This is a genomic window from Pseudomonas asuensis, assembly GCF_014646755.1.
GTDB lineage: Bacteria > Pseudomonadota > Gammaproteobacteria > Pseudomonadales > Pseudomonadaceae > Chryseomonas > Chryseomonas asuensis.
The window spans coordinates 686,319-700,831 of sequence record NZ_BMNW01000001.1; the positions used below are offsets into that span (position 1 = coordinate 686,319).

The 14,513-nt window shown below is 52.6% G+C and carries 17 protein-coding genes; 12 read left to right on the forward strand and 5 right to left on the reverse strand.

Going from position 1 to position 14,513, the window contains the following annotated elements; all coding sequences use genetic code 11:
• The first annotated feature begins 6 nt into the window (after nucleotides 1-6).
• The gene (hslU, locus tag IEX86_RS03100; RefSeq protein ID WP_188864582.1) at nucleotides 7-1,350 is read left to right on the forward strand and encodes an ATP-dependent protease ATPase subunit HslU; all 1,344 of its coding nucleotides are present in this window, start codon (nucleotides 7-9) and stop codon (nucleotides 1,348-1,350) included.
• Nucleotides 1,351-1,413: 63 nt separating this feature from the next.
• Nucleotides 1,414-1,785: a gamma-butyrobetaine hydroxylase family protein gene (locus IEX86_RS03105; RefSeq protein ID WP_010797020.1), complete on the forward strand. Its 372-nt coding sequence runs from the start codon at nucleotides 1,414-1,416 to the stop codon at nucleotides 1,783-1,785.
• 3 nt (nucleotides 1,786-1,788) lie between these two features.
• Here the strand turns inward: IEX86_RS03105 and IEX86_RS03110 are convergent, their stop codons facing one another.
• Entirely contained in the window at nucleotides 1,789-2,067 is a 279-nt protein-coding gene (locus tag IEX86_RS03110; protein ID WP_188864583.1) for a polyhydroxyalkanoic acid system family protein, read from the reverse strand.
• A 192-nt stretch (nucleotides 2,068-2,259) separates the two neighbouring features.
• On the opposite strand from IEX86_RS03110, the gene ubiE reads away from it, so the two are divergent.
• The 9 genes from ubiE to IEX86_RS03155 are packed head-to-tail and all read left to right on the forward strand — an operon-like array spanning nucleotide 2,260 to nucleotide 8,178.
• On the forward strand, nucleotides 2,260-3,030 hold the full coding sequence (gene ubiE / locus IEX86_RS03115; protein ID WP_188864584.1) for a bifunctional demethylmenaquinone methyltransferase/2-methoxy-6-polyprenyl-1,4-benzoquinol methylase UbiE: 771 nt from the start codon (nucleotides 2,260-2,262) through the stop codon (nucleotides 3,028-3,030).
• Nucleotides 3,030-3,647, forward strand: coding sequence for a ubiquinone biosynthesis accessory factor UbiJ (locus IEX86_RS03120; protein ID WP_188864585.1), 618 nt, complete (start codon nucleotides 3,030-3,032; stop codon nucleotides 3,645-3,647). Before ubiE ends, IEX86_RS03120 begins: the two co-directional genes overlap by 1 nt.
• 3 nt (nucleotides 3,648-3,650) lie before the next feature.
• A complete protein-coding gene (gene ubiB / locus IEX86_RS03125) occupies nucleotides 3,651-5,249 on the forward strand; it encodes a ubiquinone biosynthesis regulatory protein kinase UbiB (protein WP_188864586.1) in 1,599 nt (532 codons plus the stop codon).
• 55 nt (nucleotides 5,250-5,304) lie between these two features.
• Nucleotides 5,305-5,706, forward strand: coding sequence for a phosphoribosyl-AMP cyclohydrolase (gene hisI / locus IEX86_RS03130; protein WP_188864587.1), 402 nt, complete (start codon nucleotides 5,305-5,307; stop codon nucleotides 5,704-5,706).
• A complete protein-coding gene (locus tag IEX86_RS03135) occupies nucleotides 5,699-6,031 on the forward strand; it encodes a phosphoribosyl-ATP diphosphatase (protein ID WP_188864588.1) in 333 nt (110 codons plus the stop codon). Before hisI ends, IEX86_RS03135 begins: the two co-directional genes overlap by 8 nt.
• 19 nt (nucleotides 6,032-6,050) lie before the next feature.
• Nucleotides 6,051-6,293 carry a twin-arginine translocase TatA/TatE family subunit gene (locus IEX86_RS03140; RefSeq protein ID WP_188864589.1) on the forward strand — a complete coding sequence of 81 codons (243 nt, stop codon included), beginning with the start codon at nucleotides 6,051-6,053 and terminating at the stop codon, nucleotides 6,291-6,293.
• Between the two features lie 9 nt (nucleotides 6,294-6,302).
• Entirely contained in the window at nucleotides 6,303-6,686 is a 384-nt protein-coding gene (gene tatB, locus IEX86_RS03145; protein WP_188864590.1) for a Sec-independent protein translocase protein TatB, read from the forward strand.
• On the forward strand, nucleotides 6,683-7,474 hold the full coding sequence (tatC, locus tag IEX86_RS03150) for a twin-arginine translocase subunit TatC (protein ID WP_188864591.1): 792 nt from the start codon (nucleotides 6,683-6,685) through the stop codon (nucleotides 7,472-7,474). Before tatB ends, tatC begins: the two co-directional genes overlap by 4 nt.
• Nucleotides 7,471-8,178 (forward strand): 16S rRNA (uracil(1498)-N(3))-methyltransferase, encoded by a 708-nt coding sequence (locus IEX86_RS03155; protein ID WP_188864592.1) that lies wholly within the window; start codon nucleotides 7,471-7,473, stop codon nucleotides 8,176-8,178. Before tatC ends, IEX86_RS03155 begins: the two co-directional genes overlap by 4 nt.
• A gap of 75 nt (nucleotides 8,179-8,253) precedes the next feature.
• On the opposite strand, the gene mdoH is transcribed toward IEX86_RS03155, so the two are convergent.
• The 4 genes from mdoH to pip all read right to left on the reverse strand — a co-directional run bounded on the left by mdoH (nucleotide 8,254) and on the right by pip (nucleotide 13,979).
• Nucleotides 8,254-10,854 carry a glucans biosynthesis glucosyltransferase MdoH gene (mdoH, locus tag IEX86_RS03160; protein WP_188864593.1) on the reverse strand — a complete coding sequence of 867 codons (2,601 nt, stop codon included), beginning with the start codon at nucleotides 10,852-10,854 and terminating at the stop codon, nucleotides 8,254-8,256.
• Nucleotides 10,847-12,346: a glucan biosynthesis protein G gene (locus IEX86_RS03165; RefSeq protein ID WP_188864783.1), complete on the reverse strand. Its 1,500-nt coding sequence runs from the start codon at nucleotides 12,344-12,346 to the stop codon at nucleotides 10,847-10,849. The genes mdoH and IEX86_RS03165 overlap by 8 nt, the downstream gene beginning before the upstream one ends.
• Before the next feature lie 233 nt (nucleotides 12,347-12,579).
• Complete coding sequence (gene dtd, locus IEX86_RS03170; RefSeq protein WP_188864594.1) at nucleotides 12,580-13,017, reverse strand: D-aminoacyl-tRNA deacylase; 438 nt, start codon at nucleotides 13,015-13,017, stop codon at nucleotides 12,580-12,582.
• Complete coding sequence (gene pip, locus IEX86_RS03175; protein WP_188864595.1) at nucleotides 13,014-13,979, reverse strand: prolyl aminopeptidase; 966 nt, start codon at nucleotides 13,977-13,979, stop codon at nucleotides 13,014-13,016. Before pip ends, dtd begins: the two co-directional genes overlap by 4 nt.
• Before the next feature lie 102 nt (nucleotides 13,980-14,081).
• Between pip and IEX86_RS03180 the strand changes: the two genes are divergently transcribed.
• Nucleotides 14,082-14,507 carry a hypothetical protein gene (locus tag IEX86_RS03180; RefSeq protein ID WP_188864596.1) on the forward strand — a complete coding sequence of 142 codons (426 nt, stop codon included), beginning with the start codon at nucleotides 14,082-14,084 and terminating at the stop codon, nucleotides 14,505-14,507.
• The last annotated feature ends 6 nt before the right edge of the window (nucleotides 14,508-14,513 follow it).

Sequence of the window (14,513 nt, forward strand, 5' to 3'; positions counted from 1 at the left end):
AACGACATGTCTATGACTCCGCGTGAAATCGTTCACGAACTTAACCGCCATATTATCGGCCAGGATGACGCAAAGCGCGCCGTAGCCATTGCACTGCGCAATCGCTGGCGTCGTATGCAGCTTCCATTGGAACTGCGTGCCGAAGTCACTCCAAAAAACATTTTGATGATTGGCCCGACAGGCGTAGGTAAAACCGAAATTGCCCGTCGACTTGCCAAGCTGGCTAACGCACCTTTCCTGAAAGTAGAAGCTACCAAGTTCACTGAGGTGGGCTATGTAGGCCGTGATGTCGAATCCATCATTCGGGATCTGGCCGATGCGGCCGTCAAAATGCTGCGCGAGCAGGAAATAGTAAAAGTGCGTCATCGTGCAGAAGATGCTGCTGAAGAGCGCATTCTTGATGCGCTGCTGCCTCCGGCACGTGCAGTAGGTTTCAGTGAGGAGCCCACTCGCAGCGAAGATTCCAATACGCGTCAACTGTTCCGCAAGCGCCTGCGTGAAGGCCAGCTGGACGATAAGGAAATTGATATCGAGGTAGCTGAAGCACCTGCGGGTATCGAAATCATGACGCCACCTGGAATGGAGGAGATGACCAGCCAGCTGCAAAACCTTTTCTCTGGCCTGAACAAGGGCAAGATGAAGACCCGCAAGCTCAAGGTCAAAGAAGCCTTCAAGCTGATCCGTGATGAGGAAGCGGCTCGCCTGGTCAATGAAGAAGAACTCAAGGCCCGTGCTCTTGAAGCGGTTGAGCAGAACGGTATTGTCTTCATTGACGAGATCGACAAGGTTGCTAAACGTGGCAATACCAGTGGCGCTGACGTATCCCGTGAAGGCGTACAGCGTGATCTGCTGCCTCTGATTGAGGGCTGCACCGTAAACACCAAGCTGGGCATGGTCAAAACTGACCATATTCTGTTTATTGCCTCGGGCGCATTCCACCTGTCCAAGCCCAGTGATCTCGTGCCTGAACTCCAGGGTCGCCTGCCCATTCGGGTAGAGCTGAAAGCTCTGACGCCTCAGGACTTTGAGCGTATTCTTACCGAGCCACACGCCTCGCTGACTGAACAGTATCGCGAACTGCTCAAGACTGAAGGTCTAGGTGTCGAATTCATGCCTGAAGGCATCAGCCGAATTGCGGAAATTGCCTGGCAGGTCAATGAGAAAACGGAAAATATCGGCGCGCGTCGCCTGCATACGCTACTAGAACGGCTACTTGAAGAAGTATCGTTCAGCGCTGCAGATCTTGCAGGCCAGCAGAATGGCGAGCCTATCCGTATCGATGCGGCCTATGTCAACGGCCATCTAGGCGAGTTGGCGCAGGACGAGGATCTGTCGCGCTATATTCTATAAAGACGTCGACAACCTATCGCTCGCAGCCCTTGGGCTGCGAGCTTATCAGCGAGACCTATTGCCATGCGTTTGCCCACGGCCATACAGCTTCACAAAGCGTCCAAAACCCTGACAGTCCAATACGACACCGAGTCTTTTACACTGCCAGCTGAATTTCTGCGTGTTCACTCACCTTCTGCGGAAGTACAGGGCCACGGTAATCCCGTTCTGCAGTTTGGCAAAAAGAACGTAGGCATCAGTCAAATTGAAGCAGCCGGTCAATATGCTCTGAAAATTACTTTCGATGACGGTCACGACAGTGGCTTGTTTACCTGGGAGTATCTCTATGAGCTAGGCCGCAATCAGGAGCAGATGTGGGCCGAGTACCTGTTTGCACTGGCCCGGGAAGGTAAATCCAGAGATCCGGATGTATCTGTCGTCAAGCTGATGCTGTAACACTCAAGCCTGTAGCGCTTTATCCAGCTTCTTCTCGATTTCATGCTCAATCTGCGAGCTCAAAGCCGAGAAGAAGAACCCCAAGGTTGCATCAACACGTACTTTATCCTCGCCTACCTCGATACGCCCATCGACACCCGTACGGGAAAATTGCAGCGTATCGCCCTCCCACTGACACTCCACGCCATAGTCACGCGTTAGCTTTTCGGCCAGCGCTCCTGCCTTGGCACGTGCAGTTTCAAGACCTAGCGAATGGGAACGTTCGATACTGATTTGGGACATATAAAGTACTCCAGCGAATTCGCCTGCGACTATAACGGCCGCTGTCCTGACCGAAAAGCACGAGAACTAACAAGTCAGAATGACCTATCTCATGGAATACCTGTTTTCTGATGATTTTATCCGGCAAGAAGGGACATCTCAGCGCATCAGCACTGCTAGAATGGTCGCTTATTCAAATGCAGGTGAAGCGTCATGAGCGATCAGCGCAAGGGCCCGGAGGCCGATCCCGTCACTCATTTTGGCTACCAGAGCGTACCTGAAAGTCAGAAAGCTCAAAAAGTAGCTGAAGTCTTCCATTCGGTTGCAGCCAAATACGACCTGATGAATGACTTGATGTCTGCGGGCGTTCACCGCTTGTGGAAACGTTTCACTATTGAGCTTTCGGGTGTTCGAAGTGGCAACCGTGTGCTGGATATCGCAGGCGGCACTGGGGATCTGACCAAGCAGTTTTCCCGACTGGTTGGTCCCCGTGGCGAGGTCGTATTGGCAGACATCAATGACTCGATGCTTAAAGTCGGCCGTGATCGTCTGATGGACGAAGGCATTGCTAATAACGTCAGCTTTGTACAAGCGGACGCAGAAAAGCTGCCCTTTCCAGACAATCACTTCGATTGCGTGACCATTGCCTTTGGATTGCGCAATGTCACCCACAAAGAAGCGGCCATTGCTTCCATGCTGCGCGTACTCAAGCCCGGCGGACGTCTATTGGTCCTGGAGTTTTCCAAGCCGACCAGCCAGCTATTGTCCAAGGCCTACGATGCTTACTCCTTCAGCCTTCTTCCCTTCATGGGCAAGCTGATCGCCAACGATTCGGCCAGTTACCGTTATCTGGCAGAGTCGATCCGTATGCATCCGGATCAGGACACGCTTAAAGCCATGATGGAAACCACTGGTTTTGGACGTGTGACTTACCACAATATGACGGGCGGTATCGTTGCCCTGCACCGTGGCATAAAACCCTAATGATTCTAATGACCCAGGCCGTACTGGCTGCACTGGAGCGCGGCCTGAATTCCCTGTTGGCGATGGACGCTGTAGCGGGACGCCGTCTTGCGGGCCTGCAAGGTAAGGTCATCGCCATAGACTGCCCTACTCCAAACTTTAAGCTGTTCATCCTCCCTGCCTATGATGGTCTGCACCTTGCTGCACATCATGAAGCGGAAGTCGATTGCACACTTAAAGCACCTGCGTCTCGGCTGGCCCAACTGGCCTTGAGTCAGAATAAAACAGCGATACTGCACAGCTTTAATGTGACACTCGAAGGTGACAGTGCAGCGCTGATAGAGCTGTCCGATATCCTTCAAAGTCTGGAATTGGACTGGGAATACGAGCTCTCTCGCTGGATAGGCCCAGTAGCCACTGCGCTGCTCGGACAATTCGTCCGAAAAGGTCGTGGATGGACGGATCAAAGTCATGAAAGTCTGCGTCAAAGCCTCTCCGACTGGCTAGCTGAAGAAAGTCGCACCCTGGTTGGACGTCGAGAAGGCGATGCTCGCTTTGCGGAAATCGATGCTTTGCGTCTAACTGTAGATCGTCTCGAGGCGCGCATCGATCGCCTTGCTCAACGCAGACATAAATAACCAATGAAGCTGTTTGCTGCCCTTCGACGCCTGCTGCGCATTTTCCTTGTCGTTGTTCGCTACCGCCTGGACGACCTGGTTTATGCGCTTCCACTGCCTTGGTATTTACGCCTGACCGGGTATTTTCTTCCATGGCGCTGGTTACCTCGCCCCCGCAAATCGCTGTCCCGAGGCGCTCGGCTACGCCTCGCACTAGAGGGCTTGGGGCCTGTTTTCATCAAGTTTGGGCAGATCCTTTCCACACGCCGTGATCTTCTCCCTGAAGATGTGGCCAATGAACTTATGTTCCTTCAGGACAAGGTTCCGCCTTTTCCTGGCGAAAAAGCCATTGCGCTGATCGAATCTCAATTGGGCGCACCGCTTGCTAAGGTCTTTACTCGATTCGACATCACCCCGCTGGCCTCAGCCTCAGTAGCGCAAGTGCATGCAGCGCAGCTCCGCACAGGTGAAGAGGTCGTTGTCAAAGTAGTACGGCCAGGCCTGAAACCTATCATCTCTCAAGATCTGGCTTGGCTGTTTCTGCTGGCACGCATGGCAGAACGAGTTTCAGCAGAGGCACGTCGCCTGCATCCCGTCGAAGTCGTTACCGATTATGAGAAAACCATCTACGATGAACTCGACCTCTTACGCGAAGCAGCCAACTCCAGTCAGTTGAGAAGAAACTTCGAAGACTCTTCCCTGCTTTACGTGCCGCAGGTCTACTGGGACTGGTGCCGCCCGCGAGTGCTGGTCATGGAGCGCATCTATGGTATTCCTGTTACCGACTTGAATGCTCTACGCGACCAAGGCACAGACTTCAAGCTCTTGGCCGAGCGTGGTGTCGAAATCTTTTTCACTCAGGTATTTCGTGACAGCTTTTTCCATGCGGACATGCACCCTGGCAATATCTTTGTCAGCACGGCGCACCCCTGGGACCCGAAATACATTGCTGTCGACTGTGGGATTATTGGAAGCCTGACGCCAGAAGATCAGAACTATCTGGCCAGAAACCTTATGGCATTCTTCCAGAGGGATTACCGTAAGGTAGCTCAGCTTCATATCGACTCAGGCTGGGTACCGGCAACTACTCAGGTCAATGAGTTCGAGGCAGCCATACGGACCGTTTGCGAGCCGATATTCGAAAAGCCGCTGAAAGATATTTCATTTGGCCAGCTGCTGTTGCGCCTGTTTCAGGTTGCCCGCCGGTTCAACATGGAGATTCAGCCTCAGCTAGTGCTGCTCCAGAAAACGCTTTTGAACATCGAAGGGCTGGGGCGCCAGCTTTATCCTGATCTGGATCTCTGGTCAACGGCCAAGCCGTTTCTTGAGCGTTGGATGCGCCAACGGATGGGGCCAACTCATGTGCTTCGCAACATCCAACAGCAGATCGAGCAAATCCCACACTTAGCGCAGATGACCCGCGACACGCTGGAGCGCATTACTCAACCCCATCGCAATGACCCACCCAACCCTTGGGGGAGACGCGAAAACGACTGGCTTCCTCGATTATTTGGTGTCTTGCTGATTGGTGGTGCTTTTCAGACCGGACTGCACTCAGCGGCTGATGGATGGCCTGCCTGGATCATGCTCGTAACCGGCATCTATCTGATCATTCGTGGGTAGGCAGGCCGCGCTAGCGCTGTCAGACTAATAAAAATAGTAACTTGCCGGATAGACGATGAAAGACTGGCTTGAAGAAATCAATTGGAACAGTGACGGACTCGTACCGGCAATCGCTCAAGACCATCAGAGTGGACGCGTCCTGATGATGGCCTGGATGAACCGTGAATCCCTGACTTTGACTGTAGCCGAAAACCGTGCCATTTATTGGTCACGTTCAAGGCGTAAGCTATGGCGTAAGGGGGAAGACTCTGGTCATGTACAGAAGCTACATGAGCTGCGTCTTGACTGCGACGCTGATGTCGTCATTCTCATGGTTGAGCAGTTAGGCGGTATTGCCTGTCACACAGGACGTGAAAGCTGTTTTTATCGTCGGTTTGAAGATGGAGCCTGGAAGACGATTGATCCGGTTCTGAAAGATCCCGACGCTATATATACGCCAGGGCACAGCCATGAGTGATACGCTAAACAAAATTGCAGAGGTGCTTGAGTCCCGAAAGGGCGCAGCGCCTGAAAGCTCTTATGTAGCCAGCCTCTACCACAAGGGGCTAAACAAGATCCTTGAGAAGGTAGGAGAAGAGTCCATAGAAACTATTCTGGCAGCCAAAGATGCGGCCAGCAGTGGAGACTCGAAAGACTTGATCTATGAAACAGCGGATCTCTGGTTTCATAGCCTGGTCATGCTGGCTGCACTAGGTCAACACCCGCAGGCAGTGCTTGATGAATTGGATCGCCGCTTTGGGCTTTCTGGACATGCTGAAAAAGCTGCTCGATCCGAATCCTGATTTTTAATGAGGTAATGTTATGGGTATTTTTGACTGGAAACACTGGATCGTCATCCTGATCGTCGTGGTACTGGTATTTGGTACCAAGCGCCTTAAGACCTTGGGTACGGATGTAGGTGAATCGATTAAAGGCTTCCGTAAGGCCATGAATACAGAAGAAGAAGACAAGGCCGCCCAGGATCAGCAGAAGCCGCCGCTTAATCAGCCTCACACAATCGATGCTCAACATCACAAAGTTGAAGAGCCTGTCCGTAAGGATTGAGTACCTACTATGTTTGGCATCAGCTTCAGTGAGTTAGTCCTGATAAGCCTGGTCGCCTTGCTGGTTTTAGGTCCAGAACGCCTGCCGGGTGCTGCACGCACTGCAGGCTTGTGGATCGGTCGCCTCAAGCGTAGCTTCAACAACATACGACAAGAGGTAGAGCGTGAAATTGGTGCCGACGAAATACGGCGCCAGCTTCATACTGAAAACCTTTTGTCTTGGGAGCAACGCGACAAGGCTCGACAAGAGACTAGCAATCCAGCACCGTCGGCTGAAACACCAACGCCGCCTAATGATGACCTGCCTGTCGTCAAGTCGGCTCCGCCTAGTAACGTGGTCCCGCCCTCCAGCGAGTCCAAGGATCAGCCTTCTCCTCCACCGCGAGCCCCATGAGCGAAAAAAAACCTGAATATGAAGACCAGGAAATGCCTCTGGTCTCTCACTTGACTGAACTGCGGTCGCGCTTGCTGCGTTGTGTGCTGGCGACGTTTCTGATTTTTGCCTGTCTGTTCTACTTCGCCCAGAAGATCTACGCCTTCGCGTCAGAACCTATCCGCAGGTTTCTGCCTGAAGGCGCTACGATGATCTCGACAGACGTCACGTCGCCCTTTCTTGCACCTTTCAAGCTGACGCTTATCGTTTCCTTATTTCTGGCTATGCCAGTTATTCTTTCCCAGGTATGGGGTTTTATTGCGCCTGGTCTGTATAAGCATGAAAAACGCGTTGCGCTGCCTTTGCTTATTTCCAGCATTTTGCTGTTTTATGCAGGGATGGCTTTTGCTTATTTCTTGGTCTTCCCGCTGATCTTCCATTTCTTTTCAAGCATCACGCCGGAAGGCGCCATGATGATGCCGGACCTGAATAGTTATCTGGACTTCATCCTGACGCTATTCTTTGCATTTGGCGCTGCATTTGAAATTCCTGTGGCTACCGTCCTGCTGATCTGGATTGGTATTGTTGATGTTGCCTATCTTAAGAAGATCCGCCCCTATGTCATTATTGGGTGCTTCGTAGTCGGCATGATCCTGACCCCGCCTGATGTTCTGTCACAGACCATGCTAGCGATCCCCATGTGGCTGTTGTTTGAGGTTGGCCTTCTGTTTGGGCGCTTCGTTCGTAAACGTGAGCCACGTGACGAAGAAACCCCTCACGAGGACCAGCCACCAGCGACCCGCCCGTGAACCTATTGCTGTTAGAACAGGAGGACTTTGTTGAAGAAAACGAAGTCCTCCTTAAAGACCGACGCTTTGTCCATTTAAAAGACATTCACCAGGCTGAAAGCGGAGACGCCCTACGGGTTGGAATGCTCAATGGCCTAATGGGTGAAGGCGAAATCCTTGATTTCACATCCAACTCAGCCCGCATCAGGGTTCGCCTGGACCAGCCTGCTCCATGCAAATTACCCATAACACTTGTCCTGGCGCTTCCGCGCCCCAAGATGCTACGCCGAATATTGCAGGGCATCTCCTGTATGGGCGTACCCCGCTTGATCCTTATCAACAGCTATCGTGTCGAGAAAAGCTTCTGGCAGACACCTTTTCTTGAATCTTCCGCTATTCGAGAGCAACTGATCCTTGGTTTGGAACAGGCACGCGACACCGTGCTGCCTGAGATCATCATAGAAAAGCGTTTCAAACCTTTTGCCGAGGATCGCCTCCCCTCGATAGCTAAAGGAACATTAGGACTGACAGGGCACCCTGGTCATTACCCGCCCTGCCCTCGCCAAGTAGACGGCCCGGTAACCTTAGCAATTGGCCCGGAAGGCGGCTGGATACCTTATGAGGTAGATAAGCTGCATGAAGCAGGGCTTGAGCCTGTTCAGTTAGGTGAGCGAATCCTTCGTGTAGAAACAGCGGTTACAGCGCTTCTGGCCCGCTTGTTTTAAGGGCTTACTCAATATCTATAAAAAAAGCCCTAGTTGTTTTATCAACTAGGGCTTTTTTTATGCATTATGCCAACCTTATCGAGCAGGGCTTGGCACAAGCGAAGCACTATTCCCATCGGTAAGTGCGCTTGATTCACCAGATACAGGAAGCGGCAGGATACGTCGATATGCCTCCACCCAGCGCTCGCGCGCATCACCTGACTGCCAAACATGCAAGTGCAAACGAGACATCCCAACAGGATCGCTCAAAATAGCCCACTGAGCGTTCGAGTGATTTTCGGGACCATCCGCCAATACCTTCTCCAGTCGCTGCTGACGTAGTGTCTCGGCCTGAGGAACGATCTTGGCATGCCGTGCTTTCGCCATACCACATGCCAGTGCATTGATTACAGGGTCGACTACCGCCTGTAAGAAGCCATGACGAAGAACAGTCTGGTTGTTCTGCTGCAGGTATTCCTCGGTCGCTACCAATTCGCGGGGCGGATTATATTCCTCCGGGATCAGGAAGAGGCTTGAGCGACGTGCAGCCAGACCATAATTGGTACGGCTTGATACTACTGATACCACTGCAGAAAGCATCAGCGAAACCACGATAGGCGATAGCCACCAAAGGAAACGCGGATCAAGCCAGGCTACACCAGCCGTCCAGATAAGGCCCAGCAGTATCTGCGACCCATGACGCTTGAAGGCTTCGCTCCAGGGCGTAGCATCGTCGTCACGCTGAGGCGAGTTCCATTGCACTGACCAGCCCAAGAAAGCAGCAGTTACGAATACTGTATGGAACAGCATACGAACGGGCGCCAGCAGGACCGAGAAAAGCATTTCCAGCAGCATAGAGCACAGTAGCTTGAATCCCCCGCCAAACTCTTTTGCTCCCTTAGCCCAGATCAAGATGACGCTAAGCAACTTTGGTAGGAACAACAGAATCAGCGTGGTTGAGAACAAGGCAATTGCCTGCTCTGGATGCCACTGCGGCCAGACTGGGAACAGCTGTCGTGGCTGCAGGAAGTATTGCGGCTCCATGAGCTTGTGCACAGCCAGAAGTGCAGTAGATAGCACTAGGAAAAGGAACCAGAGCGGTGCAGATAAATAAGACATCACACCCGTCAGGAACACCGCACGGTGTACAGGGTGCATGCCTTTTACCAGGAACAGGCGGAAATTCATCAAGTTCCCATGACACCAACGGCGGTCACGCTTAAGCTCATCCAGCAGATTAGGCGGAAGCTCTTCATAACTGCCAGGCATGTCATAGGCGATCCAGACGCCCCACCCCGCACGGCGCATCAGTGCAGCTTCAACAAAGTCGTGGGACAGAATATCGCCTGCAAATGAGCCTTTGCCGGGCAAAGGCGCCAGGGCGCAATGCTCGATAAAAGGCTTCACGCGAATAATCGCGTTATGTCCCCAATAATGGGACTCACCCAGTTGCCAGAAATGCAGGCCTGCAGTGAAGAGCGGTCCGTATACGCGAGTAGCGAACTGCTGAAGTCGCGCATACAGCGTATCCATACCAGAAGCTTTGGGGGCCGACTGAATGATACCTGCACGCGGGTTAGCTTCCATCAAACGGACAAGGCCCGTCAGACATTCGCCACTCATAACGCTGTCCGCATCCAACACCACCATGTAGCGGTACTGACTACCCCAGCGACGGCAGAAATCGTCGATATTACCGCTCTTGCGCTTCACACGACGGCGACGGCGGCGATAGAAAATCTTGCCGTAGCCTTTTACCGCATGGCAGAGCTCAAGCCAGGATTTCTGCTCAGCAACACATTTATCCGGATTATTACTGTCACTCAGAATAAAGAAGTCGAAATGCTCAAGCTGCCCTGTTGCTGCCACAGACTCATAGGTAGCGCGCAAACCGGCAAATACACGGGCCACATCTTCATTGGCGATCGGCATGACAATGGCGGTACGCGCTTCGGGTGCGATAACCTCGTCACCTACGGTACTGGCAGAAATACTGTATTTATCCCGTCCGGTCAGTAGCTGCCAGAACCCCATCAGGGCAGTCCAGAAGCCTGCCGATACCCAACAGAACAGGGTCGCAAACAGTAACAGGATGCTGGTTTGCAATACGTAGGGAAGAACCTGAGTAGCCGATTCCAGAAGCCCTTGGTTCCATACCTCGCCAAGATCGACCAATGACCAACCCTGATAGGGCAATACTGCTTTCATATACCAGGTAGCGATACCGGTCTGAAGGAGCATGAGTACCAGCAGGATGAAGCGACGGAAAGCGCCTACTTTACGCCAATGCGCATGAGCATCCGCTTCTTCATCTGGCGCCTGGCGAGCCTCTTGACCGCGGCCTAACAGACGCTGCCAGATACGCACCACAGGGTTGGTACGCCACGGCTCTGGTAACATCGGGGAGCGCGTGATTGCAGGCATGGTACGAATATTGGCACGTCCCTGCGCATCAACGGTGAGCAGATCACCTTCGGACAGGGCGTCGCCCCATCCCATTTTCAAGCGTGCCTCTACAGAGGCCAGAGCAGGATCGCTTCCTACTGACTCAGTAGTCCCAAGCTGTCCATGAAGGGAAGCCAAGCCTTCTGCGTCAGTACTCTCCACTCTACTCGCGAGTTGCTTCCGCTCAGTCTCCCCGAGCGGTAAACGCTCGAGGTAGTCCTGAACGGGTGTTATTTCTTTACGGTTATTCATTGGCAGGCAACTGATAGCTCCAGGTTTCGGTCAGCGTCTTATCGCCTTCCGCTAACGCAGCGCGTATCTCTACGGGCTTGGTAGCGTCCTTTACTTTCAAACGCAGCGTTAAACGCCAGCCTTTGGTGACAGGGTTATAACGAACATTGTTCTCGATCAGATCACCATTGTCGTTAAGGCTAACCTGAGAAGCCACTTGTGCATTTTCAGGCAGGTTTTTGAGGACCGGACCTTCAAAGTCAATGATAAAGGCAGTGCTTCCATCTGGCTGACGCACCAAGTTGGGCTGCTTGACGTCACCGGTAGAGAGGCGAGTCTGCTGGACCCAGGCTACATCAGGAGAATGCAGAGCTGGCTCATCCATGGTGAAGTGCAGACGATAGCTCAGATCAATAGGCTCACCGGCCTTTGGTAGCGTATCGGGCGTCCAGAAAGCCACGATGTTATCGTTGGTCTCGTCAGGTGTTGGAATCTCGACCAGCTCAACCTTGCCTTTGCCCCAATCACCTTTAGTTTCGACCCACCCACTAGGACGCAGATCGTAGCGATCATCCAGATCCTGATAGCGGCTGAATTCTCGGCCACGCTGCAGCAGGCCAAAGCCTTTAGGATTCTCGACTGTATAAGTGCTGATAGAAAGACGCTTGGGATTATTCAGCGGGCGCCAGATCCACTCGTCATTACCGGCATGAATGGCCAAGCCGTTGGAATCATGCAACGCGGGGCGATAATTGATCTGCGGGCTTGGCTGATTCGGCCCGAACAAATACATGCTGGTCAGTGGTGCTATACCCAGCTTGCCAACGTTATCGCGCAGATAAACACGGGCTTGCACATCGACTGTGCTGTCGCTGCCCGGTGTGACGACCATTTTATAAGCGCCCGTAGCACGAGGAGAATCCAGCAAGGCGTAGATCACCAGGTTACGACGATCCGGCTGTGGATGCTCTACCCAGAACTCACGGAAACGAGGAAACTCTTCACCGGAGGGCAAGGCCGTATCGATAGCCAGACCACGAGCAGACAGGCCATACACCTGATCCTTACCCACCACGCGGAAGTAACTTGCGCCCAACATGGTCACAAATTCATCCTGCTTGTCAGGTTTGTTCAACGGATAGGTGACGCGGAAACCGGCAAATCCCAAATCCTTGAGGGCAGCCTGATCCAGCTGCAGATTGCCGAAATCGAAATAAGATGGATCGTACTTGAGCTCGTTGACACCGGTTGCAGTGACTTCGTTGATCTTTACCGGCACGTCAAAATGCATGCCCTGGTGATAAAGGTTCAACTGGAACGGTGTTTTCTCTCCAGACCACAGCGCCTTATCCTGGCGAAAGTGGATTTGCTGATAATCAGCATACTTCATGTCACGGAAGACGGCAGGCAGATTGCTCTTGGGCGCAGCGAATTTTTGCTCGGCAAGACTTTTAGCCTGCGCGGATACGTCATCAAGGCTAAACGCCCAGGCTTTGGCACCAAACATTGCCATGATGGCTGTGAAACTCAGCACGATGGCTTTAGCCTTACCTGGCTTGGAATTAGTATTCAAATACAACGCAGCCCCCTTAATCAGCGTACGAATCGTTGAACGACGCATTAGGCCATTCACGGATAAGCAGTCGTCGGACTGATAAGATCGCGAATGATTCCGCACAAAGCATGTCGGTCGTTCCAAACTGCGCAATCATAGACACTTCCAGAAAACCTGTAAGAGTCTGTTGCTCAAATAGATAATAAAAATGTTACTGGACCATCATTGGTCAGCGAAACCTGCATATCAGCGCCAAACTGCCCAGTAGCCACCTGGGCATGACGATAACGCGCCAGCCCTACCAAATGCTGGAATACCGCTGCACCCTGAGCTGGCGGCGCGGCGGTCGAAAAGCTTGGACGCAAACCACTTTGCGTATCAGCTACCAGTGTGAACTGCGAAACCAGCAGCAACCCCCCCCCTGCATCCGTAAGCGAACGATTCATTCGCCCTTCCGCGTCTGAAAAGACCCGATAGTTAAGCAGCTTATGCAGCATCTTCTCGCAGGTTGCCTCATTGTCATTTGGTTCTATACCGACCAAGGCCAGAAGCCCTTGGTCGATCGCACCTACCACTTCACCTTCTACTTCTACTCGCGCCTGCGTAACGCGCTGTATCAGGACTCTCATTCAGCCTCCGGCGGAACGTTGAGCAACTGTCGTGCCATGGCATCGGTCGAACGTACCAAGGCGTCGCAGATTCCAGGCTCACCGCCTGCATGTCCAGCATCACGGATAATTTGCAGTTCGCTGCTTGGCCATGCCTTATGTAGGGCCCAAGCGTTATCCAGCGGACATACTACGTCATACCGACCATGGACAATCACGCCGGGAATATGAGCAATTTTAGGCATATCCCTGATGAGCTGATCAGGCTCAAGAAACGCATTGTTAACAAAGTAGTGGCACTCGATGCGTGCAATGGACAACGCGTGTTCTGAAAATCGTTCAACGACATCAGGATTAGGCCGAAGTGTCGCTGTGCGACCCTCCCAGCAAGACCAGGCCCTGGCAGCACCCATTTGCGCAATTTCATCAGGGCAGCTGAGTCGCTTGTAGTAGGCCTGTATCAGGTTGCCTCTTTCCTGCTCTGGGATAGGCGCCAGATAATCCTGCCAATAATCAGGAAAAAGACGGCTTGCTCCATCCTGGTAGAACCAATGGAAGTCTTCTGGGCGGCAGAGGAATATGCCCCTAAGGATCAAGGCATGCACACGATCCGGATATTTTTGAGCATAGGCTAGCGCAAGGGTTGATCCCCAGGATCCGCCAAAGAGCATCCACTTCTCGATGCCCAAGTGCTCGCGGATACGCTCCATATCAGCGACCAGATCCCAGGTCGTGTTTTTTTCCAGACTCGCGTAAGGGGTGGAACGCCCGCAGCCGCGCTGATCAAACGTGACGATACGATAAAGACCTGGGTCAAAGAATCGCCGGCTCAAGGCATCGCAGCCTGCGCCGGGTCCTCCATGGATGAACAGCACTGGCAGACCATCCGGTGAACCGCTTTCGTCCAGGTAAAGGACATGTGGATCGTCTACAGCAAGAGTGTGGCGGGCGTATGGCTTGATTTCCGGATAGAGGCTGTGCATGTTACTCCCCTTCGGGCTTGTCAGTGGCGATAAAACATCGTCATATTTATCCGTGCTATAGCCATCATAGCGCTAACCTAACCAAGAAAAGGAATTCTCGTCATGCGTTTAGCTGTTTGCCTGCTCATTTCTTCGCTTCCCTTATTCCTGACCGGTTGCAAAAGCGACCCTCAGGAAGCACTGAATAAGGCGGCTGATCAATTACAGGCTAACTTAGAAGCCAAGAAAACCGGAGCGGTCTATGAGCAATTACATCCGCAGTTTCTGGCTCAACAGCAGAATGATCGCACTTGGGCACGCCAAACCATGGCAGGCATGTTTCTAAAGTACCGAAATATTCATATCGTTACCTTTCGCAAAAACAGCCATATCGATGCTACTTACCAGAACAAGGGCTACACGGATGCTGAGGTAGGCATGACTGGAGCCGAAGGGTTACTACCTGATGCCGCCCGCCATTACAGCGTAAAACTAGAGTGGTGGAAGGAAGGCGATGACTGGAAGCTGGCACGAGCGGACTGGCAGTAAATCATC